Annotated in this window: 22 protein-coding genes; 10 read left to right on the top strand and 12 right to left on the bottom strand. The window is 44.2% G+C overall.

All coding sequences use genetic code 11. The features are described 5' to 3' along the window. Positions 1-17: 17 nt before the first annotated feature. Both FHS68_RS09685 and FHS68_RS09690 read right to left on the bottom strand, forming a co-directional pair. Positions 18-3,254 carry an error-prone DNA polymerase gene (locus FHS68_RS09685; protein WP_167269504.1) on the bottom strand — a complete coding sequence of 1,079 codons (3,237 nt, stop codon included), beginning with the start codon at positions 3,252-3,254 and terminating at the stop codon, positions 18-20. Between the two features lie 51 nt (positions 3,255-3,305). After that, entirely contained in the window at positions 3,306-4,805 is a 1,500-nt protein-coding gene (locus FHS68_RS09690) for a Y-family DNA polymerase (RefSeq protein WP_167269506.1), read from the bottom strand. 173 nt (positions 4,806-4,978) lie between these two features. On the opposite strand from FHS68_RS09690, the gene dinD reads away from it, so the two are divergent. From dinD to FHS68_RS09710, 4 genes are all read left to right on the top strand, one after another. Continuing rightward, the gene (gene dinD, locus FHS68_RS09695; RefSeq protein WP_167269508.1) at positions 4,979-5,815 is read left to right on the top strand and encodes a DNA damage-inducible protein D; all 837 of its coding nucleotides are present in this window, start codon (positions 4,979-4,981) and stop codon (positions 5,813-5,815) included. A 10-nt stretch (positions 5,816-5,825) separates the two neighbouring features. Then, complete coding sequence (locus FHS68_RS09700) at positions 5,826-6,425, top strand: alpha-ketoglutarate-dependent dioxygenase AlkB family protein (RefSeq protein ID WP_167269509.1); 600 nt, start codon at positions 5,826-5,828, stop codon at positions 6,423-6,425. Positions 6,426-6,527: 102 nt separating this feature from the next. Beyond that, a complete protein-coding gene (locus FHS68_RS09705) occupies positions 6,528-7,400 on the top strand; it encodes a CE1 family esterase (protein ID WP_167269511.1) in 873 nt (290 codons plus the stop codon). Positions 7,401-7,539: 139 nt separating this feature from the next. Further along, a complete protein-coding gene (locus FHS68_RS09710) occupies positions 7,540-7,929 on the top strand; it encodes a VOC family protein (protein WP_167269513.1) in 390 nt (129 codons plus the stop codon). A 2-nt stretch (positions 7,930-7,931) separates the two neighbouring features. Here FHS68_RS09710 and FHS68_RS09715 read toward each other — a convergent pair whose 3' ends face one another. Further along, a complete protein-coding gene (locus tag FHS68_RS09715) occupies positions 7,932-8,303 on the bottom strand; it encodes a carboxymuconolactone decarboxylase family protein (RefSeq protein ID WP_167269515.1) in 372 nt (123 codons plus the stop codon). 123 nt (positions 8,304-8,426) lie between these two features. Then, positions 8,427-9,335 (bottom strand): SDR family oxidoreductase, encoded by a 909-nt coding sequence (locus FHS68_RS09720; RefSeq protein WP_167269517.1) that lies wholly within the window; start codon positions 9,333-9,335, stop codon positions 8,427-8,429. 93 nt (positions 9,336-9,428) lie between these two features. On the opposite strand from FHS68_RS09720, the gene FHS68_RS09725 reads away from it, so the two are divergent. Further along, complete coding sequence (locus FHS68_RS09725) at positions 9,429-10,286, top strand: helix-turn-helix domain-containing protein (protein ID WP_167269518.1); 858 nt, start codon at positions 9,429-9,431, stop codon at positions 10,284-10,286. Here FHS68_RS09725 and FHS68_RS09730 read toward each other — a convergent pair. From FHS68_RS09730 to FHS68_RS09755, 6 genes are all read right to left on the bottom strand, one after another. Next, complete coding sequence (locus FHS68_RS09730; RefSeq protein WP_167269520.1) at positions 10,266-12,002, bottom strand: serine hydrolase; 1,737 nt, start codon at positions 12,000-12,002, stop codon at positions 10,266-10,268. The genes FHS68_RS09725 and FHS68_RS09730 overlap by 21 nt on opposite strands. An 84-nt stretch (positions 12,003-12,086) precedes the next feature. Next, on the bottom strand, positions 12,087-12,827 hold the full coding sequence (locus FHS68_RS09735; protein ID WP_167269522.1) for an ImuA family protein: 741 nt from the start codon (positions 12,825-12,827) through the stop codon (positions 12,087-12,089). Positions 12,828-13,069: 242 nt separating this feature from the next. Then, a complete protein-coding gene (locus tag FHS68_RS09740) occupies positions 13,070-13,612 on the bottom strand; it encodes an SRPBCC family protein (RefSeq protein ID WP_229211835.1) in 543 nt (180 codons plus the stop codon). After that, complete coding sequence (locus FHS68_RS09745) at positions 13,575-13,946, bottom strand: ArsR/SmtB family transcription factor (RefSeq protein ID WP_167269524.1); 372 nt, start codon at positions 13,944-13,946, stop codon at positions 13,575-13,577. The genes FHS68_RS09740 and FHS68_RS09745 overlap by 38 nt, the downstream gene beginning before the upstream one ends. A 407-nt stretch (positions 13,947-14,353) precedes the next feature. Next, a complete protein-coding gene (locus FHS68_RS09750) occupies positions 14,354-15,178 on the bottom strand; it encodes an NYN domain-containing protein (protein WP_167269526.1) in 825 nt (274 codons plus the stop codon). An 11-nt stretch (positions 15,179-15,189) separates the two neighbouring features. Next, positions 15,190-15,882, bottom strand: a complete 693-nt coding sequence (locus tag FHS68_RS09755; RefSeq protein WP_167269528.1) for a class I SAM-dependent methyltransferase — start codon at positions 15,880-15,882, stop codon at positions 15,190-15,192. A gap of 594 nt (positions 15,883-16,476) precedes the next feature. Here FHS68_RS09755 and FHS68_RS09760 point away from each other — a divergent pair. Beyond that, on the top strand, positions 16,477-16,725 hold the full coding sequence (locus FHS68_RS09760) for a hypothetical protein (protein WP_167269530.1): 249 nt from the start codon (positions 16,477-16,479) through the stop codon (positions 16,723-16,725). A gap of 105 nt (positions 16,726-16,830) precedes the next feature. Here FHS68_RS09760 and FHS68_RS09765 read toward each other — a convergent pair whose 3' ends face one another. Together FHS68_RS09765 and FHS68_RS09770 are read right to left on the bottom strand one after the other, a co-directional pair. Next, positions 16,831-17,331 (bottom strand): VanZ family protein, encoded by a 501-nt coding sequence (locus FHS68_RS09765; protein ID WP_167270881.1) that lies wholly within the window; start codon positions 17,329-17,331, stop codon positions 16,831-16,833. A gap of 122 nt (positions 17,332-17,453) precedes the next feature. Next, positions 17,454-18,035 (bottom strand): DUF4142 domain-containing protein, encoded by a 582-nt coding sequence (locus tag FHS68_RS09770; RefSeq protein ID WP_167269532.1) that lies wholly within the window; start codon positions 18,033-18,035, stop codon positions 17,454-17,456. Positions 18,036-18,174: 139 nt separating this feature from the next. Here FHS68_RS09770 and FHS68_RS09775 point away from each other — a divergent pair, with 139 nt between their 5' ends. The 4 genes from FHS68_RS09775 (at position 18,175) to FHS68_RS09790 (ending at position 22,038) form a co-directional block, all read left to right on the top strand. Then, the gene (locus FHS68_RS09775; protein ID WP_167269534.1) at positions 18,175-18,834 is read left to right on the top strand and encodes a hypothetical protein; all 660 of its coding nucleotides are present in this window, start codon (positions 18,175-18,177) and stop codon (positions 18,832-18,834) included. 130 nt (positions 18,835-18,964) lie between these two features. Next, entirely contained in the window at positions 18,965-19,303 is a 339-nt protein-coding gene (locus FHS68_RS09780) for an ArsR/SmtB family transcription factor (RefSeq protein ID WP_167269536.1), read from the top strand. Then, positions 19,293-19,793 (top strand): SRPBCC family protein, encoded by a 501-nt coding sequence (locus tag FHS68_RS09785; RefSeq protein WP_167269538.1) that lies wholly within the window; start codon positions 19,293-19,295, stop codon positions 19,791-19,793. Before FHS68_RS09780 ends, FHS68_RS09785 begins: the two co-directional genes overlap by 11 nt. A 169-nt stretch (positions 19,794-19,962) precedes the next feature. Continuing rightward, complete coding sequence (locus FHS68_RS09790; protein WP_167269541.1) at positions 19,963-22,038, top strand: prolyl oligopeptidase family serine peptidase; 2,076 nt, start codon at positions 19,963-19,965, stop codon at positions 22,036-22,038. Positions 22,039-22,056 lie beyond the last annotated feature (18 nt).

Raw genomic sequence — 22,056 nt, forward strand, 5'->3', positions numbered from 1 at the left:
TTAAAATTCGTGTAAGATCATCTGAAATTCCTTCCAGTGGGAAAAATCTCCGTTTGCACGTCTTTCCTTACCTGCGCTCTTTTGTTGATTGCCTGAGATACGTACTCATCCTTTTCGTCGGCGCGGGAAAGGGTGAGTATATCCGGATTTTCTTCTTCGGTTGCAGTGAGCTTCTTTAACAAAATCGACAAATCATAACATTTTTGGACAATAACATGGGTGACATCGCCTTCTCGCTGCAGTTTTCCTTCTACCATTAACAGCCTTGCCCGCAGGATTTCCTTTCTATATTTCTCAAAAAGACTCTGAAAAACCACCAGATTGGCATAACCTGTCTCGTCCTCAATGGTAATAAAGCAAACGCCTCCCGCTGTCCCAGGCCGCTGGCGCACCAATACCAAACCAGCCACTTTTACCATTCTCGCATTGCCAATTAAATCCAGTTCCTTGGTTGAAAAAACTTTAAGCGATGACAATTTCTCCCGCACAAAACTGACCGGATGCGCTTTCAATGACAACGATGTTGAAGCATAATCCTGCACGACATGCTCGGAGGCGGTCATTAAAGGAAGTTGCACAAAAGCTTCCATTGAACTTTCAGAAGGCTGCCCTTCAAATAATCCGACAGGCCGGTCACTCAAAGCAGACACTTCCCACAGCGCCTCCCTCCTATCCAACCCAATAGACCTGAATGCATCCGCATCCGCCAGTTTTTCCAATGCACTCTGCGAAACACCCACATCGCGTAAGGTATGTATGTTGGTAAATGGTTTTTGTCTGCCGGAAACTAAAAGTTGTACATCGTCTTCCCGCAAACCCTTTACCTGCCTGAAACCCAACCGGATCGGACAATAATCTTTTTCACTTTTCCTATCCTCTAAAAGATTATCCCAATCGGAATAATTAATATCCACCGGACGCACTTCGACATGATGATTTCTGGCATCGATAATAATCTGAGCGGGTTGGTAAAAGCCCATCGGCATGCTATTCAATAAAGCTGTGGCAAAAACATCGGGATAATAGCATTTGAGATAACAGGAAACATACACCAGCAATGCAAAACTGGCCGCGTGACTTTCTGGGAAACCGTAACTGCCAAAACCTTCCAATTGTTTGAAAATGCGCTGTGCAAATTCTTTGGTATATCCATTTGCTGTCATTCCCGCAGTCAGCTTTTGCTCAAACTTCTCAACCATTCCTTTCACCTTGAAAGTCGCCATGCTACGCCGCAGTTCGTCGGCCTCCGTGGGCGTAAAACCCGCTGCTACAATTGCAATTTTCATTGCTTGTTCCTGAAAGAGTGGGACGCCCAATGTTTTACCTAAAATTTTTTCCAATGCGGGAGACGGATAGTCAACATCCTCTTCCTTATTTCTCCTACGTAAGTAAGGATGCACCATATCCCCCTGAATTGGCCCTGGGCGCACAATGGCAACTTCAATCACCAGATCATAAAAACAGCGAGGTTTCAACCTGGGTAACATAGCCTGTTGCGCACGGCTTTCGATCTGGAAAACACCTATGGTATCTGCCCTGCAAATCATGTCATACACTTCAGTTTCGTCCGGAGGGATATTTGCCAGCGTATAATCTTTGTTGTAATGTTTTTTGGCTAAATCAAATGCTTTGCGGATGCAGGTTAGCATACCCAATGCGAGTACATCGATCTTTAAAAAACCCAATGTGTCAATGTCGTCTTTGTTCCATTCAATGCAGGTCCTGTTTTCCATCCGGGCATTGAGTACGGGGCACAAATCGGAAAGTTTGCCCTGCGTGATTACAAAGCCACCGGTATGCTGTCCAAGCTGTCTTGGGAAACCCATAAATTGTTTGGTCAAATCCAGGATTTTGATAAGATGCGGGTCATTAGGATTAAAACCCTCCTCAGCAACCCGCTTTCCCTCAAACCATTCATCCGTAAATTCCCAAATGGAATTAGAAAGCCTGCTAATGGCATCAGCAGACATTCCCATGGCTTTTGCCACATCCCGGATAGACCCTCTCTGGTGTTGCTGGGTTACAGTCGCAACGATACCAGCCCGGTCCCTGCCATATTTTTGATAAATATATTGGATCACCTCTTCCCTCCGCTCATGCTCAAAATCGACATCAATATCCGGCGGCTCATTGCGTGCTGAAGAAATAAAGCGTTCAAAAAGTAAGTCTATCTCTATCGGATTGACAGAAGTTATCCCCAAACAATAACAAATCGTAGAGTTAGCCGCAGATCCCCTGCCCTGGCAAAGAATCCTTTGCTCTCGCGCGAAACGAACAATATCATATACTGTAAGAAAATAGGGTGCATAGTCCATTTCCTCTACAAACTTCATTTCATAATTGATCGCATCTTCGATCTTTTTGGGAATACATGCTCCAAATATCTCCAACGCTCCTTTCCATGTTAACTCTTCAAGTTCTATTAACGGTGGGCGGTTTCCACTTGTAATTTCCTCAGGATAAACGTATTTCAATTCTTTCAAGGAAAACTGGCAGGCGTCGGCAATTTCCAGTGTGCGATGTACGGCATCCGGATAATTCCGAAAAAGCCTAAGCATTTCCTCATTCTCTTTCAGGTACCGTTCCCCGTTCTGATAGAGTCGAAAACCTGCATTGGTAATGGTACATTTTTCGCGGATACAGGTCAGGATATCCTGCAATTCCCGCCGAGCCGGATGATGATAATACACATCATTGGTCGCAACCATTGGAACACCCAACTGTTCAGCCAGTTGCGAAATCCGGTACAATCTTTTGGTATCATCTCCCTGATATGAGCGGGCAGCAGCGATGTAAATGTCCTTCCCAAAAGCCCATTTATATTCTTTTAGTGCATTCTTAAATTCCTGTTCAAAATCAAAATGTTTATTCAATGCAGCAGGTGGCACCACAATTAGTTTCATCCCTTTTGCATGACGGTAAACATCCGCTTTATACAAGTCACACTTCCCTTTTTCTGTGCGAAGGTTGCCTTCGGTCAACAATGCCGAAAGTTGTGAATAGGCTTGTTGGGTCGTTGGATATGCCAACAGACTGGGCCCATCCAGCAAATCTAATCGGCAAGCTGGGATAATTTCAATTTCTTTTCCTTTCGCTGCCGCATAACCACGAACAATTCCCGCGAGTGTATTCCGGTCGGTGATTGCAATTTTTTTATAGCCATATTTCAAAGCCTGTTGTACCAGTTCTTCCGGATGCGATCCGCCGCGCAGAAAGCTGAAATTTGTCGTTACTTGTAGTTCGGTATATTTCATCGTATTCGCTGGTTGTTAGCCTTGGCAAGTCTTTAAGACTTACCAAGGCTGTCAAGAAAAAAAACCGTGTATGAACCATTTCGAATTATTCTCATCGTAATGTCCAAGCCTGAAAATCCAGTATCGGGCACCGAATTGATCCTCAACACAATAATAATCCCGGTGCAGCCCTTGTTCCAGCCACCACTCCCTTTCAATCCTTTCTGGACCATCTGCTCTTTTAATCGTATGCACTTCGCCTTTGTACCGAAAAAGCATAGGCGGATAATCGGGTACCGGAGAAGTAGCCTGGATAGGCAGCGGATCAAGCAACAAATGGACAGGTCTTGGTCGGTCTGTACGCCAATTGGTTTCTGGTTTTTCCGTCAAAGACGCTGCGACTTTTATCGATCGTTCGGGCCAATGGTGTTCATCCGGTAAATAGCGCTGGATCGACTGCATTCCTGCCCTTCCTGCCAGCCTGTCAAGCAATTCCATTAGACTTACATCATCGGCACTTCCCGACAGATTCCAAAGCGTTTCCTGAACAGGGTCAACATCTTCCACAACCGGCGCCTCAAGCAGGAATAGCTCTATACCCAGGTCGGGTTCAATGGTAGAGATTTTCAATTCAAAAAGTCTGAACAAATGCTCCACATGGTGAGACCCACTATTGGTTACGATGTCAATTTGTTCCATTTTTCCATCGACCCGATGTCCCTTAAAAATAGCAGACCTTAACCCCTTACCTTCTTTCGCTAAACGACCGCAAAGCATTTTCAGAAGCCTTCTTAATGCAATCTGAATGCCCGTTGCCGTCACAATTGGCTCCAAGCATGGTAATCTTTCCTGATAAGGCACAATTGGCTGAACCGGCTGAATGATCTCAATCGCATTCCCCAAAGCCTGATCGATCCGATCCAGAAGCTGCTGACCAAATCGCCTGCGCAGCACTGAACGCGGCATATTTATAAAATTCCTGATCTGGTAAAATCCCAGCTTTTGCATCCGCTCTAAAACAATATCATCAAGGCGCAGTGCAGCAGGAGGCAATGTTAAAAGCGCATTTTCCTGACCATTTACGTCTATAATTCGCTTCCGTTGTCCATAATGTGAAACTGCCCAGGACGCGCCAATAGTATCAGCGATTGCCACACTGACATCATATCCTATATTTTTGAGCTTTACAACTATTTCTTTCAGATAGGCCCGTTCCCCACCCCATAAATATGCGCAGCCTGTAATATCCAAAATCAAGCAGTCGGGCAGGTTCACTGCGGCAAAAGGAGTGTAACGTATACACCATTCCGCCAGTGCTTCCAGCAGCTCATCTGCCTTGCCCGGCTTATCATCAATTACTTCTAGTGAAGGAAATAATGCCTTTGCATCCGCTACCAACATTCCTACCTCAATACTATTGGCCAAAGCCAGTGAACTGGATGCCTTCACCACCAATCGTCCACGCTCGGGCGCAGCCAATACAAACTGCTCACCTTTAAGATCAGGCCGCTCAATCACAGTCCAATCTGTGATTAAATGTCGAAACCATATGGTGGCGAAACGCTGGGGCATTGTTAAGATAATATTTTTTTTAAATAATTGATATTCAATAGAATATAATAATATTGATATTTTAAATATCTGATATTTGATCACAATAATATCAAATTGTTTGGATAAGTACAAGGATTTATTTTACTTTGTTACGACAAAAAAATCTATTTAACACACCTAAATGATTGACCATGAATACGAATCAGAGCCCCTCACTTTTTGAAAAAATCAGAAAGACAGATGATGAAGGAAACGAGTATTGGAGCGCCCGTGATCTGGCAAAAGTGCTAGATTATACAGAGTACCGCTATTTCAAAGCAGTCATCGAAAGAGCAAAAGAAGCATGCAAAAACAGCGAACAGAGCATTTCTGATCATTTCGGGGAAATGCACGAAATGATCGAACTAGGAAAAGGAGCAAAACGGAAAAGTGATAATTTTAAGCTTTCACGTTATGCCTGCTACCTCATCGTTCAAAATGCAGATCCATCAAAAGAAGTGGTTGCACTGGGTCAAACCTATTTTGCTGTCCAAACTCGCCTGCAGGAGATCAGGCAAATGAAGGAATACAAAGACCTCCCGGACGAAAATGAAAAGCGTATCTTTTTGCGGGGAGAAGTTACCAGGCACAATTTACTTCTGGCCGACTCTGCCCGTATTGCAGGTGTTGTAGAACCCATCGATTACGCTGTTTTCCAAAACCACGGATATATGGGATTGTACGGCGGCCTTGATGCCAAACAGATTCATGAAAGGAAGGAACTCAAAAAAAGCCAACATATTTTGGATCATATGGGCAGCTCTGAGTTAGCCGCTAACCTATTCCGTACTACTCAAACCGATGATAAACTGAAAAGAGAAAATATTACTGGAAAGCAAAAAGCTCACAAAACGCATTTCGAGGTAGGCCAGAAAGTGCGTCAGACCATTCAGGAGCTTGGGGGAACGATGCCAGAAAATTTGCCTGTTGCCGATAACATTAAAAAGTTAGCAAAAGAAAATGAACCTAAACGGATCAGAAAAAAATAAAGGAAGTATAATGGAGCAGTTCAAGTTGTTTGATGATCAGGAGCATTTGTTGCTTCCCGAACATCTCATGGAATATATACCTGCCTTTTTTAACGAAAAGGAAAGTGAACATTATTTAACCAAGTTTCTGGGAACCGTTCCCTGGCAGCAAACCAAAGTGATGATGTATGAAAAAGAGGTCATCACTCCCAGGTTATCTGCATGGTTTGGAGACCAGCCAATACGTAAAGATGATAAAAGACGACCGGTAATTTGGACAGATGAATTGTGGCAAATTAAAACAAAAGTAGAAGATCACACAGGAATGATTTTCAATGGCGTGTTGCTCAATTACTACCGCGATGGCAATGATTCCGTTGCCTGGCATAGCGACAAGGACACCATCATCGGTCTCCAAACAGAAATCGCATCAATCAGCTTCGGGCAGGCCAGAAACTTTGATTTCAGGAATAAGGAAAATCATCGGCAGCAATATTCTCTGGAATTGCAAAACGGCTCACTGCTTTTAATGAAAGGCGATTTACAGAAGTATTGGGAACACAGGATTGCCAAATCATCTGCACCGATGAATGCGAGGATTAACCTGACATTCAGAAAGGTTTTGCATTAATGCTTCGCTCAGGTTGCTTTTTACCGCACAAAAGTTTTAGTGACGAGTCAGCTGGATTTAACAGCTAAAATATAACTTGCGACATTACTAATCCCATTTCAGATGTTTAAGCATATTCTTCCAGTGCTGTTTTTTTGCTCGATCTTTTCTGCAAAGGCGCAGCTCGTAGCCGATTCGCTATTAATCGATAACCATTACCGCGTGTTCGTTTACGACAAATCCGTCAAAATCAAACCAGGCGCAAGTCTTGTTTTCGTCATGCACGGCTCTGGTGGTGAACCGATGGGATTTGCACCACGAGCAGCAAAGTTGCAAGCCAGGGCTGAGACTGAAAACCTTGTGCTAGTATATCCAGCTGGGTTTAAACATTACTGGAATGAATGCCGCAAGGCATCCACGGCGGTGGCTAATACTGAAAATTTGAATGAGGAAGCATTTTTCTCGGCTATGATCGATTACTTTTCTGATAAGTATAAGATCAATAAAGCCCATGTTTTTGCAACTGGGTTCTCGGGTGGAGGGCATATGTCTTACAAATTGGCACTGACAATGCCGGGAAAAATTAAAGCCATTTCCGCTATTGTGGCGAATTTGCCTACGGAGGAAAATATGGACTGCACACCGATGAATGTGCCACTGCCAGTGATGATCACCAATGGAACAGCAGATGCAACCAATCCTTATAATGGCGGCGAAGTCAAAACATCAGGTGTAACGCTTGGCAATGTACGCGCAACAGATCAATCCTTCCAATACTGGGCAAATCTCGATGGTTATACCGGCGCCCCGGTCAAGTCAACGATGCCAGACGGTGACAAAACCAACAACATTACCGTCGAAAAATACACCTATCACACAAAAGGTAAACCCGAAGTGACACTGATTAAAGTCATTAATGGTAAGCATGAGTTTTCGACTGACTTCGATATGTTTGAGGAATCTTGGGAGTTTTTTAAAAGGCAGATTCATGACTGAATCCATTGAGGAGAGACTGTGAACGCGAAATATCCATCAGCGACGATTCCCGCTTACTTCATTTTTTAGATCCTCTGACTTACTGCCTCCAGAAAAATAGTTACCAAAAAGAATTCATCAATTAAATTCACATAGCCTTATGTCAAAAAACCCAACCTTCGCCCCACAACTCTGGATCCCAAACGGAGTAACCAATGTCGACTTCTACATAAATGCCTTTGCGGCTGTGGAGCTCAGGCGGTTTTCCAATGAGGATGGCAGCATACACGTTTCCGAACTTTCGATTGAAGGTGCTATTTTTCACCTGCATGAAGAAACACATAATTCTGCATCGTTTAGTCCCGCGCGGTATCAGGGAACTACTGTTACCATTGGGATATTTGTTCCGGATGTGGATGCGGTCATGGCTAGCGCCATCGCTGCAGGGGCCGAGCTGCTTTCACCTGCGCAAGATTATGATTATGGATACCGGCAAGGGGAAGTGAAAGACCCGTTTGGGCATATCTGGATGGTTGATGCTGTGATTTAGGATCAATATACAATCCCACTCGTATCTTCCCCACTTACCTTACTTTCCTCCTCAAACATCCGCATTGCCATCAAACCGTTTCCAACTGCGCCACCAGCGCGGATTGCTGCTGCAATGAAAACGGTTTCTGCTATCTCTTCTTGGGTTGCGCCTGCCTGAGCAGCTTTTTTGATGTGCGATTCAATGCAATATGAACATTGGGTTGTGAGGGCAACAGCAACAGACATCAATTCACGGTACTTAACCGGAATGACGCCATCGGCGCGCTCGGCTGTATGTTTGAGGTTAAAAAATGCTGCAGCCTCTTTGCGGGCAGCATTGACAAGGGTATCAACATATTCACGGTCTTGGGGAGTCTGGAATTCAGTCGCCATATGATTTGGAAAAAGGTATATTATTCAAGATGAAAAATGACCGGATTTACTCTTTATCCAATCAAGCTACTTCCCGATAACTTCTTCTCTGTGCTTTAATCCCCAATTAAGGGAAGGGGGTGTCTATTGAGGAGAACGGGATTTGAGAACAGGAGGAAAAAATAACTGCGCATGATCCTGTGCAAAATTGTCGAAGCTGCGTGGTGCAAAACCCGTGGCGTCCAAAACGCCAGAAGTTACGACCGCAGCCTCCCCTCTCTTATAATGCGCATAATCTTCAACCAGTCCATCGGCTTGCCATTGCGGAAAACCTACTTGGAGCAGCATTTCACGAAGCGCATCTGAAGGAATATCTACAAATTGAATTTCATTGCCAATGGCACCAGATAATTTCTCGGCAAGTTCGTGATGTGACAATGCCTCGGGCCCGGTAAGATCATAAGTTTTATTTTCGTGCTTTGGATCGATCAGCGATTCTCCTGCCGCAGCGGCAATGTCCCGCGTATCAACCAGACTAATTTTCGCGTCCCCAATTGCTCCAAAAAATTGTCCGTGAAAGCGAATTGAATCGCGGAAACCCAATAAACCCTGCATAAAAAGGTTAGGGCGGAGGAATGTAAAATGAATACCGGATTCCCGGATATGGTTTTCAACAATTGCATGATATCTCAAAAAACGAACGGTCGAATTCTCATCAGCAGCCCATTGCGACAATTTTACGATATGTCTTACGCCTGATTTTACAGCTTCGTCCACAAATCTCATTTGCTGCTCCCCGGCCTTTGCAGAAGAACTGGTTAAAAGAAATGCATGTTCGATGCCAGAAAGCGCATTGACTAGAGAAACTTTGTCATCGAAATCACCTTTTACAACCTCCGCAAATGGTACCGCTTTAATTTCCGCAGTGTTATCCAGCGAACGGACCATCGCTTTAAAAGGAATTTTCTTTGCAGAAAGGTATTTGATTAACTCTTTTCCGATATTGCCGGTAGCGCCTGTAATCAGAATTTTAGGTGATTTTGAGTCTGACATGATGATGATTATTTTAATGGTTGATTAATCTATAATCAAAAGTATGGCCAGCGGTTAAAATAAAATTGTAAGTAAACGAAAGCACAGGTTTTCATGGAGCCAATTGGGAGACACATTGAAATATCCGAAACACTCGGCGAAGTGATCAAGCATTTCTATTGCATTCAAACTACCAGGGATTTTAAGACAGTCAACCAACATTTGTCCCCTAGCCTTGAAATGATGTTGATTTTCAATTTTGGCCCAATATTAAGGCTGTCTTTCGCAGATCAGGAATATGGACAGCTTACCATAGAAAGGTTGGGGGTTATCGGGCCGCTCAGGAAAATGATGAATTATGAAGTTCTACCAGGCACCGACTTAGTCGCAGTTGTTTTCAACCCGCATGGGTTTTACAGACTTTTTCAAATACCTCTTGAAGAAATTCAGGATGATACGGTACAAGATCCGGATAAACTGCTGAACATTAGCGGCTTTCATGAGTTATGGGAATTTCTGAACGCAATGCAAACGCTCGAAGACCGGATCGACCTTCTTATGGAATACGGAAATATATACTTTCAAGATGCCGATGAACAGACCGCGCAGCTGCTGGATGGAATAAACCAGCTGGATGGCTCATTTGCTGAACCTTCAAAAGCGATCGCCATAGAAACCAACGTATCAGAACGGACTATCCAAATGCGTTTCAAAAAATACCTTGGCTTTTCAACCAAGGAACTGTCCAGATTTTTACGTTTCAAGCAGGTGATCGACTTTATTCAAAAGCAGGAAAAAGAAGTTGACTGGCTTTCGGTAGTGGATCAGTTCGGTTACTACGACCAGAGTCATCTGATCAAGGACTTCCAACATTATCTGGCAACGACTCCAAAAAAATTTATTAAGGAATTTCTAGGCAAAGAATTTTGTGTAAGCCGTCCAGGAAAAACATCATTTAACCGTAGCCGATAATGCACCCGCTGCAAAATCATCGGCCAGTTTTTTAAACCGCAAATTCATTACGCGTCCGTTGGTCATTTTTAGTCCGTTTACATGGCCTGAAGCGTCTCTCAGCATGTCGATAGTTTGAACAAACCACCAGGGCGCCTGCAATTTATCCTTTCCGGTCACTATTAAATTGACTTCTCCGTGATGAACGTGACGTAGTTTGAGCGTGTCATCTTTTAATGCAATGGTGTAAAGCGTTTCCAATTCAGGACTGTAATAGGAACCTACTAACTGCTCTTTTGGGGTAGAAGTGTCTGGCTGAGACTCTACTCTTGTTGCAGGATGTTCGCCGTTTTGCAACAATGTGATCCGGGTAACCTTTCCCTCTTTCGGCTTGTGAAAAATAACCGATGCTTCAACCACTTTTAAGAAAAACGTGGAATCCGATGACGGAAAAACTTCAAACCACGGCTGGCCTGTAGCCTGGGTCATAAATTTATCGCCTTCCTTCTTGAAAGTCATCACAAAACCCGGGGCTTCGGTTAATGAGTACGATCCGACATAATTTTTGAAATGAGTTGAATCGAATTTGAATTCGCCCGAAGATGCATTTGCAGGTTTTGTAACAGGCTTTTGTTCTTTGATATATTTAGAAAGGTAGAGATCAGCCATTTCAAAGCTCTTTTTCCCTGGATCGAACTCTGCCTGATTGCTCAGCACAATGAAACCATAATCCTCTTTTGGAAAATAAGCGATGTTAGACCTGAAACCGGCATCGGCCCCGCCGTGACCGTAAAAATCGAGTCCTTTATATTTTCCGTGTGCCAATCCAAGCGCATACGGCAATGTGTCGCCTTTGGTAAGTCGCCCTTTTTCAAGCATTTGCTTCATGGTCGCCTTGGTACCCACTTGCGGCGATCGGAAATTATCAATCCATAGCGCCAGATCATTGACTGTTGTGAACAAACTTGTTGCTCCCACATTGCCATAACTGAGAATGCTTTTACTAAACATAGTTGGCCCAAACGTGCCGGGCGTTCTATGAAAAGAATAAGCGCGGCCTTTGACTATTTTTTCCTGATTGTCGTAAAAGAGGGTGTTTTTCATCCCAAGCGGTTTGAAAACATTACGCTCCATCCAATAATCAAATGGTTGTTTGGTGATCCGGCTAACAATCTCAGCCAAAATCGTATAGCCGGTATTGCAATAAGCATAAGCCGAACCAGGCTCAAAATTGAGCTCTCTTTGACGAGTAATGATGTTGAAAACATGTTGTTTGGTAATCACATCGTCCAGTTGCCAGCCCGCCATGGCAAGCAAATTCCATTGATCACGCAGTCCGCTGGTATGGTTTGCCAGGTTGCGAATTGTAATAGTTTTTCCAAAATCATAAATTTCTGGAATGTATTTGCGGATATCGTCATCCAGGGACAGCTTACCTTGTTCAGCCAGCATTACTATGGCATAATCCGTAAATTGTTTGGATACAGATGCCACATGAAAGATGGTTTCAGGCCCGATTTTGGCACCCGTTTCCAGATCAGCTTCTCCAAATCCTTTGGCATAGATAAGCTTACCTCCATGAACAACTCCAACCGCTGCCCCCGGCACACCGGGTTTATTCCATTCGGCAAAAATCGAGTCAATCTTAGCGGCCGGAACTGGTGATTGGCCCCTAATGGATGAACTTGTAAGCAGTAGGAAGAATGCAAAAATCAGTTTAGGTGAAGGTGATTTCATCTTAGGATCTGTTAGAGAGTATAGGATGTTTCAAAATACGAATTTATCAATTTTGCATCCGAATTTATATGATAAGTGGCAGGGTTAACCGGTCTGACGCAAATCCTTGTCCTGCATAACCACAACTTCTTTTCCTAAATGCTTAAACTCCCCATCCGACCATTCCAGCTGCCATTCTCCCGGTTCGCCATTACGGACTTTCACTAACTGCACATTCCAGCGAGGATGTCCGACACCGGGCATACAAGGTTCCAATTGACTGGGAATGGGTGTAATTTTCCAGCGGGAAACGCAAGCCAGGGTATTGGCATTCCGGGGGTTGTAGCGGTGCAGAAATCCGGTAACCCGACTGTGTTCCACTGCTAATTGCAGCCGCCTGGATTCTGTGAGTGTAATTTCTTTCAATTCGCCCACCACTGCGGCAAGCGCATCACATTTCAAAGCTTCTTCTATTGCCCAAAGCAAATCCTTTTCCTTCTTAATATCTATAAAGATGACGCGGTCAGGCTCAACCCCAAAGAATTTTAGTGCAGGAGGAAATACGGTCCTATTCGTGCTGATCCACAAACATATACCTTTCTGATGCATGACCTTACCAAGCAAACCAGCCATAAAACCGGCCGTGGCAGCAGCATCTTCACGAGCGGTACTAAAAAATTCATGAACAGCGCCCGTCGGAAAAGTAGATTCAGGGAATGCTGCATCTATCGCGCCTAAACCAAACCGGGCGCGCTGACCATCTGACGGCGCCCGAAAGCCCTGCAAAGAAAGAATTTCTTTTTGCAGTTTTTGGACGATATCATTTTTTACAGCCTGCGGTTTCATGTTGGCGTTTGAGAGAATTGTTATTTTAAGTAACAATTTATTGATCTCAAAAGTAACAATTATTCTTGTTATCGATTTAAACGAGTCTTGATTTTTTTTATGATTATAAAATTTTATTAAAAAGTAAATCCCTGATAGTATTCACAAGCTGTGGTAAATCACGCCAGGCAGCATAGCTATTCCAATTCAGTAAACCATCCTTGAAATTTTGTCAAATAGCCGCCTGGCCATGTAGTAAATTGTCATTGTTTTGACAAGTAAGCTTCTAGCTGATCAAATGTCCCGCCAAAACCTTCACGCATGTTTTCCATGATCGAAAAGTAGGTTTCTTCCTGCGCGGGCGTGGCATTAAGCGGGTATCCCTGAATTGTTAAGGTCGTCACTCCCTCATTTTCTTCCAATGTAATTTTATTGAGAATCTCCAAAGGAAAATCCATTGGGAATGGAGAAGTAGTGATGTTTCCTTCTGCGTCAGCGAATGAGTTGACGAATTCTAGTAAGTCAGCGCGCTGGATGTTTTTGTATTGGAATAATCCCCACATCACGTGGCCGTTTCCCTCCATTTTATAATGCGTCTTTCCGCCTGTTTTGAAATTAAATGTTTCAATTGAAAGGTTACTGCCTGCCGGTCCCCACCATTCGCTGAACGCCTCAGGTGATGCAAAAGCATCAAATACAAGTGTTTTAGGCGCTTTGAACTCTCTTACTATTTTCAATCCTTCTTTTTTTTCTGTTTGCTCGCTCATGTTATTGATTGTTTGATTGGTTTGTGTTTGATTCTTCATTTAATGGATTGTTTGCTTGAATTTTAACAAGATAGCTTCCAAGGGAATCGAGTTTCTCATTCCAGAATTGTTTGTATTGATCCACCCAATTGGAGACTTCACTCAGACCGTCCAGCTTCGCCTCGCAGAACCTTTCCCGTCCCTCCTGACGGACAACCACCATTCCGCACTCTGTCAGAATTTTTATGTGTTGTGAAATAGCAGGCCTGCTGATCTGGAAATTGTCCGCAATCGCATTGAGGTTCATCGACTTATGGGCAATCAGATTAATAATCTGCCGCCTTGTTGGATCTGCTATGGCCTGAAAAACATCTCTTCTTGCTTCGATAGACATTGTGTAAGTAAATGCTTACGTAATAATATATGTAAGCATTTACTTACGCAAATTTTTTGGCGATTTTTTTTATGCCGCTGGCACTGGCAAGACAAGCTGCCGAGTAGCGACCGATTTTACGGCGCCGGATTTCAATCCGGCGATTTGTTGGGAGCGCCCCTGGGTTGAAACCCAGGGTTAGGAGATGTGTCGTGCCGCTGGCACTGGCAAGACAAGCTGCAGAGCAGCGACCGATTTTACGGCGCCGGATTTCAATCCGGTGCTTAGTCGGGTGTCCCCTGGGTTGAAACCCCGGGTTAGGAGATGTGTCGTGCGCTGGCACTGGCAAGACAAGCTGCAGAGCAGCGACCGATTTTACAGCGCCGGATTTCAATCCGGTGCTTAGTCGGTGACCCCTGGGGCAAGGCTTAAGCCTTGGGTTCAGGATCACGATTGCGATCTCGCTCGGGTTCGCGTTTGGGTTTCAGCTTGATTAGCGGATGATTCAGCCCGTTAACCTCATTATTGACGATTTTGTATTTTGAAAGACTTTTAAGAAGCTGGGTCAAAGTCTTAAACCCATAGGTGCGGGAATCGAAGCTGGGGTCAATTTTTCGGAGTGAGGAGCCGACTTTGGAGATTAGCGCTTCCTCTTCTTCGTTGGTGGATATTTCAAATGCCTTATCAATGACGGTTATGTCAATTTTTGGGAATTTTGTTTTAATGTCAGGTTTTTTAACCTCTTTTTGAATTTTCTCCTGTGGTGTTACGTCAACCTTTTTGATCTCCGGTTCTTCGACTACCACATCCAGTTCTGCAATCAGGTTCTCGCTGAAAGTGAAGATCTCGCATGAATTGACAAATGCGAGTGGGGTGGTTTTTCTTCCAATACCCATTACAAAAAGCCCTTCTTCCCTGATCCTCTTCGCCAAACCGGTGTAGTCGCTGTCACTGGAAACAATGCAAAACCCATCGACGCTTTTGCTATGCAGAATGTCCATGGCGTCGATAATGAGCGAACTGTCCGTCGAGTTTTTTCCGGTAGTATAAGAAAATTTCTGGATCGGGCTGATCGAATGGTTATTGACCGTTTCTTTCCAGCTATTCATGTGAGAACTCGTCCAGTCGCCATAAATCCTTCTGACGGTCGCTTTTCCATATTTGGAAACCTCTTCCAGCATTTCCTTCATGAACTTGGCCTGCGCATTGTCGCCGTCGATCAATACCGCAATGTTGAATTTAGTTTCGCTCATTTGGTTTGCATTTAGTCCAGTTTGGTCGCGATCCAGCCACCGAAAATCAGAGATTGCATAAATATATGAAGTTTGCCAAAGCCAGCTTCCTTAATTAGTTCAGCAAGTCTTTCCTGTGAAATCGGAAATAACGATTTTTTAATGTGCTCAATCCCGCCTTCAACAAGTTGAGATTCAAATCCTTTGCTCAACAAAAGTGCTTTTAGTAATGATAGGTTGTAAATAAATGATTCCCCGGCACCAAAAATGTCTACAAATACGAGCAGAGCGCCTTTTTTTAATCGCTGCGCAATGCTTTTGAGCAAATGTAATTTTGATCCGTCATCCGGCAGAAAATGAAATACCAAAATTGAAAGTGCAGCATCCCAGTTTTCTTCCAATGGCAAATCATCGACAGTTCCTGTTATAAGCTTGCATTGATTTTCAGGAAAGGATTTTAGTTTTTCTGATGCCTGCGCCACCATTTCCGGCGACGGATCCACACCGGTTATCTTCCAGGCTTGGGTAAATTGAAGCAAATTGACCATTTCAGCGCCGGTGCCACTGCCTACAACCAATACATTTTTTGTCTCGGAAGTCCCAAGATGATAACCGAGCAAAGAAGGTAAAAGTCCCTGAATAGAATCATATTCCGGACACCAGATCCGGATCGACTGGTCATAAGTTTGGGCCCTGGGTCCTTCGAAGATTTCGACGGTTTTCATGACTTAACTGCTTATGAGATACATTGAGTTTATTCTGCCACACAAGGTACTGGTTTTGGGAGGAATTCCTTGGTTGTTCGGTGGGGCTCGAAATTGTTCGGTGGGGTTCAAAATTGTTCGGAAGTGGTTCGGGGTTGTGTTAGGCGCATTTTGGTTATTGTTATTCAGGCGTAGTCAGATATTGATTCGCGCTAACCGAGACGGTTCGAATGCCCAGTTCGTCGTAGTCTCCCGACTACGACGCCGCGTCAGAAGGTCTCCAGACCGAATTCAAGCACGTTGTTGAAAGGTTAAGGGTGAAAAGGTGAATGGGTTTTGCGGTTTTTGTCAAGAGTGGTCATGTGGTCAGGCATTGTTTTGCGCTGTTACATGAGCTGGCAAAGTCCAAAAATCTCCCCCTCCCCCAATTTGCATTTCTCCAAATTTCTTCTGAATCTTCAAGCTCCTAATCAAATGTAACATATGAAGAATCTTGCAAGAAATGCCCTGTTATGGTGGGGGTCGGCGAAAGCTCCCCGAGCGGTGTTACATCTGCTAGGACACCTAAAACAGGGCACCCCAGTTTAATTTTTTATCCTAAAAAATGTAACAAAAATGCAAACACAATCAAATTCCAACGAATTTCCGGATGCAAGGCACCTGGCTTACGGCCGGGAAGTTTCAGAGTTGCTCAGCCAGAGTAATGCTGCCAGCTGGGTTAATGACCTATGGGACATTTACACCGGCTACATGGTAGCGCAACGTGAGCTGGGCCACAACCTCCGCGCCGCCGACATTTTCACGTCGTTCAAAGAACTGGTGTTTTTCTTCCAGAGGGTTGAGGCGATGAAAAAGAATGTGTGAATGAGTCCGCCACGAAACGAAAATGTTCTATTCCAGTGAGATTATTAACAAATCCAGGTGATCTTGATTGATCGCCTGGATTTCTTGTGACTAACATCCTTCTTGTTATGGCATAATAAAATGACCAAAGTGCATAAAGATGAACGTGGCGAGCATGAGCACTCCAATAGCAATAATTGCGCGGTCTATTTTTTTGTCCGAAACATACTTATTGCTCAAATCATACAATTGAAGTCCGATAAATCCGCCCAAAGTATTTGTGACTAAATCGGTTATATCGGTGGCTCCGATGGCGAATATGTATTGCAGTAATTCAACGATAAAGCTGAATGCAAATATGAAAGCCAATTTTGGTAAAAATGATATCCTTTTAAAATTGGCGCTCATCAACAAGCCAAACGGTATGAAGATTACGCAATTCATAATCATTTCTCCATAACTAATTCGCCCGTTTACAATGGCAGGAGCAGCAAATGGAATCAAGTTTAGGCTTCTCTGTTCATCTTGAAATAGGGCTGGAATATTGAATTTTAATTTGAACAGCACCAACCACACTAGTAAGGCGATATAGAAAGCCAGCAATGCACTTGATAAGATTCTTGTTATAACTCCCTGGTCAGCAATTGGCTTTTTCATAATTACCTGGCAAGATGGAAATTTCGGCAATATTATGACAAAGCCAGATAATCAATAAAGATCGTCTGGCTTTGTCGCAAAATTGTCGTCCCTTACTTAATCTCTTTCTGCACCGCTTCAATGTTCCCTAAGAGCTCTTTGATCTTTGGAAGGCCTTTTTCGCCGGCCATTTTCAAGTCAGCATCTTCGGGTTTTGCGTCTTCGAGTTTTTTGGCGTTGGTTTCATGACGGTCGGCCAATGCTTCGAGCCAGGCTTTCTCGTAATCGTTACCGGTTTTTTCCGCCAGATCATCGCGCTTTTCTTTGTCATCGGTTGATTCACCCCGAGGCAGCGTCCAGTTCTTTTTAGTCGCAAGAGCTTTCAGATCGTCCGTCAGCTTGGTATGCTCCTTCACCAACTTGATAGCCAGGGCCTTTACTGCGGGTGACGTGGCTTTTTCCTCACCCTGCTTCATCACCGCAATACCACCATACATGCTTTCGACAAGGTCATAAACCAGCTTGGGATCGTCTCCCTTCGCTTCGGCTGTATCCTCTGCCATTTCCTGCGTCGCTTCCATGGAACTTTCGGTGCCAAGGGTATCCTTATCCCCCGCCGTTTCAGTAGAACTCGAACAATAGCTCAGGCTGAAAACGGTAAAAGCTGCGAATGCGAAATGTGTGATCTTTTTCATTTTTTGGTTTTTTGTGTTGATGTGAAAAAGTGGTTACAATAAGCGTTCCAGGGATGGTTCTTAATTGAGAAAGCCTTAATATTACTTCCATTAGCTGCCAAGAGATGGTTGCTGGTCTGACTTAACCCATCAACAAACTATGAAAAGACTATTACTCCTTGCATTCAGTATATTCCTGTTTCAAAAATCATTCGCCCAGGAAACGCAGCCAATACCCGGCGAACCGTCGCCCGGCGAATCGTCGCCCGGAAAAATGCTCGCGGTCAACATTGGTCGCAGTAGGGCTGGGTCAGGCGATTTGAACGGACTAGCTGTGGGTGTTGAATATGAAAAATTGTTTCGTCCGAAGCTTTCATGGGCATCGGAATTGGGAATGACAATTCATGACGGATCGGACCTACTGCTGGTAACCTGGGATGATGGGAGACAGGAGGATTTGTCCTATCGCCACACGACTGCAGGAATTCAGCTTGCCGGAAAATTGGGCTATCATTTTGTTAAATCCAATCATTTTGACGCAGGTTTGAAACTGGGCGGCCTGCTACGTTACCAGTCTTCATCGCTGGCCAATGACCGGGAGATACTCTTTCCCATCCTCACAGGCTATCCTTTGCCAGTAACAATCATTCGCAACACAGGACCGCAGCGGACGGTTGCTGTCGGAGGAATGCTGCAGCTTTTCGGCCGATACACCTTCCGAAAAAATCTGGCAGCTGGGTTTGTGACTGGAATTCAAGCGGATTCAAATGGGGATGTGTTCTTTCCGACGCTTGCTGTGAGTATTGGGACGCGGTTTTAGCATTTTTTCCCGATTCGGCCTTAAAAGTCATTTTTCAAAAAACTTTCAAAAAAACTTTCAAAAAAACTTGCGCAACTATAAAGTTGCGCTTATATTTGCAATCATAACGTTGCACATGATTAGAGGGACTATGCCAAAGGAATTTAGACGAGACGTTTTTCAGGCCATTGCCGACCCGACGCGCAGGGCGATCCTAAGTTTGATTGCTTTGCAGTCCATGACGCCCAATGCTTTGGCCGAGCATTTTGACACCAGCAGACAGGCGGTTTCGAAACACATAAAGATATTGACAGAGTGCCAGCTTGTGAGACAGGAGTCGGCTGGCAGGGAAATTTATTATCACTTCAATGCAAAGCAGATGAAGGAAGTAGATCAGTGGCTTGAACAGTTTAAGAAGCTCTGGGAAGATCGATTTAACCAACTAGACCAAGTATTAATTAACTTAAAACCAAATGATTATGAAGACTAACCTTTTGATGAATTTCACAGTTGATAAGGAAAACAGCAAAATCAATGTGGAAAGGGAATTTGATGCGCCGGTAGCCAAGGTATGGGCTGCGTGGACGCAAAAAGAACTGCTCGACCAATGGTGGGCACCGAAACCCTGGAAAGCCAAATCCAAAGAAATGGATTTCCGCGAAGGCGGGCATTGGCTATATGCAATGGTCGGCCCGGAAGGCGAAGAGCATTGGGCACGAATGGATTACAAGTCAATCACGCCGCAAGAATCATATTCTGCCGACGATATGTTCTGCGACGAAAACGGAGCTCCTAGTAACTTCCTGCCCGGTTCAAGCTGGCTGACCTCTTTCAATGCAGACGGCGAAGGTACATCGGTTAGCATTGTGCTTTCGTTCAATGAACTTTCAGATCTGGAAAAACACATTGAAATGGGTTTCAAAGAAGGCTTCACAATGGGGCTGGAAAACCTGGACGCATTGCTCGAATCGCAGAAGTAATCCTAACTGTAAGTAGTAAGAGGGCTTTAAAACTGGTTTCTGCCGGTTTTAAAGCCCTCTTACTTGTTGTCAGTGATAAATGGGTAAATCTACGTGGGGAGAAAATCAATTAAAAACCTATTTTTGATTTCAACACTTGCTTTCAAACCTTTCTAATCTGAGTACATTCATGAAATTACTTTTTACACTGCTTATTACTTTGGGAACAACTCAGTTCATTAACGCACAAACGGATGACCCTTATCTCTGGCTGGAAGAGGTCGATAGCAAGAAATCGCTTGAATTTGTAGAGCAGCAGAACAAGCACACGCTTGATAAGCTGACCACTGAAAAAAGCTATCAGCAGATTTTTGATAAGAGCCTCGAAATCTACAATTCCACCGATCGCATTGCCAATCCGTCCATTTTGGGAGATTTTATATATAATTTCTGGCAGGATAAGGAACATGTTCGGGGAATTTGGCGAAGGAGTACGAAATCAAACTACCTGAGCGGCAAGCCGGTTTGGGATATTCTGCTGGATCTGGATGCAATGTCTGCCAAGGATAGTGTCAAATGGGTTTTTAAGGGTGTTGACGGGTTGTATCCGAAATTTGACCGTTTTTTAGTTAACCTTTCCAAAGGAGGTGGTGACGCGATCGTAACGCGCGAATTTGATCCTGAAACCAAGTCATTTATTGATGGGGGCTTCTATATTCCCGAGTCCAAAGGTGACGCCAGTTATCTGGATATCAATACATTAATTGTTTCTTCTGATTTTGGTCCAGGCACGATGACAACCTCAGGCTACCCGAGCCAGGTAAAGCTATGGAAACGAGGCACTGACCTGAAAAATGCGGAGCTTATTTTCAAAGGCGATACAACCGATGTCGGAAGCTCAGGTTATAAGTTGCGGGACGATACGACCAAATATCTTTTCGTTTCGAGGCATATCACATTTTATACCGGTAAAACGAATGTGTGGTTTAAAGGTAAATTGGTGGAGCTCGATATTCCGCTCGATTGCCAGGTTTCCGGTTTACTTAAAAACCAGCTCATTATCCAGCTAAAAACGGATTGGAATGTGAATGGGGTTAATTTTAAGCAAGGTGCAGTGGTTGGTTTGAACCTTACCAACCTACTTGTCGGCGAAAAAGTGGCTGCCCTGATCTTCCAGCCTGACGAGTTTTCGAGTGTAGACGGCATTTCGGTCACAAAAAATCATTTGCTGCTCAACTTGCTGACAAATGTTAAAAGTGAGCTGCATATTTACTCATATGCTAATAAAGCCTGGACACACAAAAAGGTCAATGCACCCGATTTCGGCGCATTGTATGCGGGCAGTACAGATGAGTTTTCGGATCAGTATTTTTTCTATTTCACTAATTTTCTAAAACCGTCCACGCTGTATTTCGCAGACGCAAAAACAAATACAACAAAGCCGTACAAGTCGTTACCAGCGTTTTTTGATGGGGAAAAATACAAAGTGGACCAGTTCAAAGCCAAGTCGAAAGATGGTACGCTGATCCCTTATTTTGTGATATCATCCAAAACGGTACAGAATAATGGCAAAAATCCTACGCTCCTTGAAGCATATGGAGGATTTGAAGTGTCCAGTACACCTTATTATTCCGGTGTAAACGGAGCCGCCTGGCTCGATAACGGAGGTACGTATGTGCTGGCCAACATTCGCGGAGGCGGTGAATATGGGCCGAAATGGCATCAGGCAGGTTTGAAAGACAAGCGTCAGAATATTTACAATGACTTTCATGCGGTGGCCGAAGATCTGATTACCAGGAAAGTCACTTCAAGCAAGAACCTCGGCATTATCGGAGGTAGCAATGGTGGCCTGCTGGTTGGTGTGGCGTTTACCCAGCGCCCAGAATTATACAATGCCGCTGTATGCTCAGTGCCGCTGCTCGACATGCAGCGCTACAACAAATTACTAGCTGGCGCAAGCTGGATGGGAGAATACGGCAACCCCGACAAGCCGGAAGAATGGGAATTCATAAAAAAATACTCTCCCTACCACAACCTGAAAAAAGATACCAAGTATCCGGAAGTCCTTTTCATCACTTCCACCCGCGACGACCGGGTGCACCCAGGCCACGCCAGAAAAATGGTCGCTAAAATGATTGATATGGGTTATCCGATTTATTATTTTGAGAATACCGAAGGAGGACACGCAGGTTCGTCAACGAATGAGCAGCGGGCGAAGATGTCTGCTATTGAGTTCTCGTATTTGCTGATGAAATTGAAGGACTAGCAATGTCAGCCTGAGCGC

The organism is Dyadobacter arcticus, from assembly GCF_011762185.1.
Lineage (GTDB): Bacteria > Bacteroidota > Bacteroidia > Cytophagales > Spirosomataceae > Dyadobacter > Dyadobacter arcticus.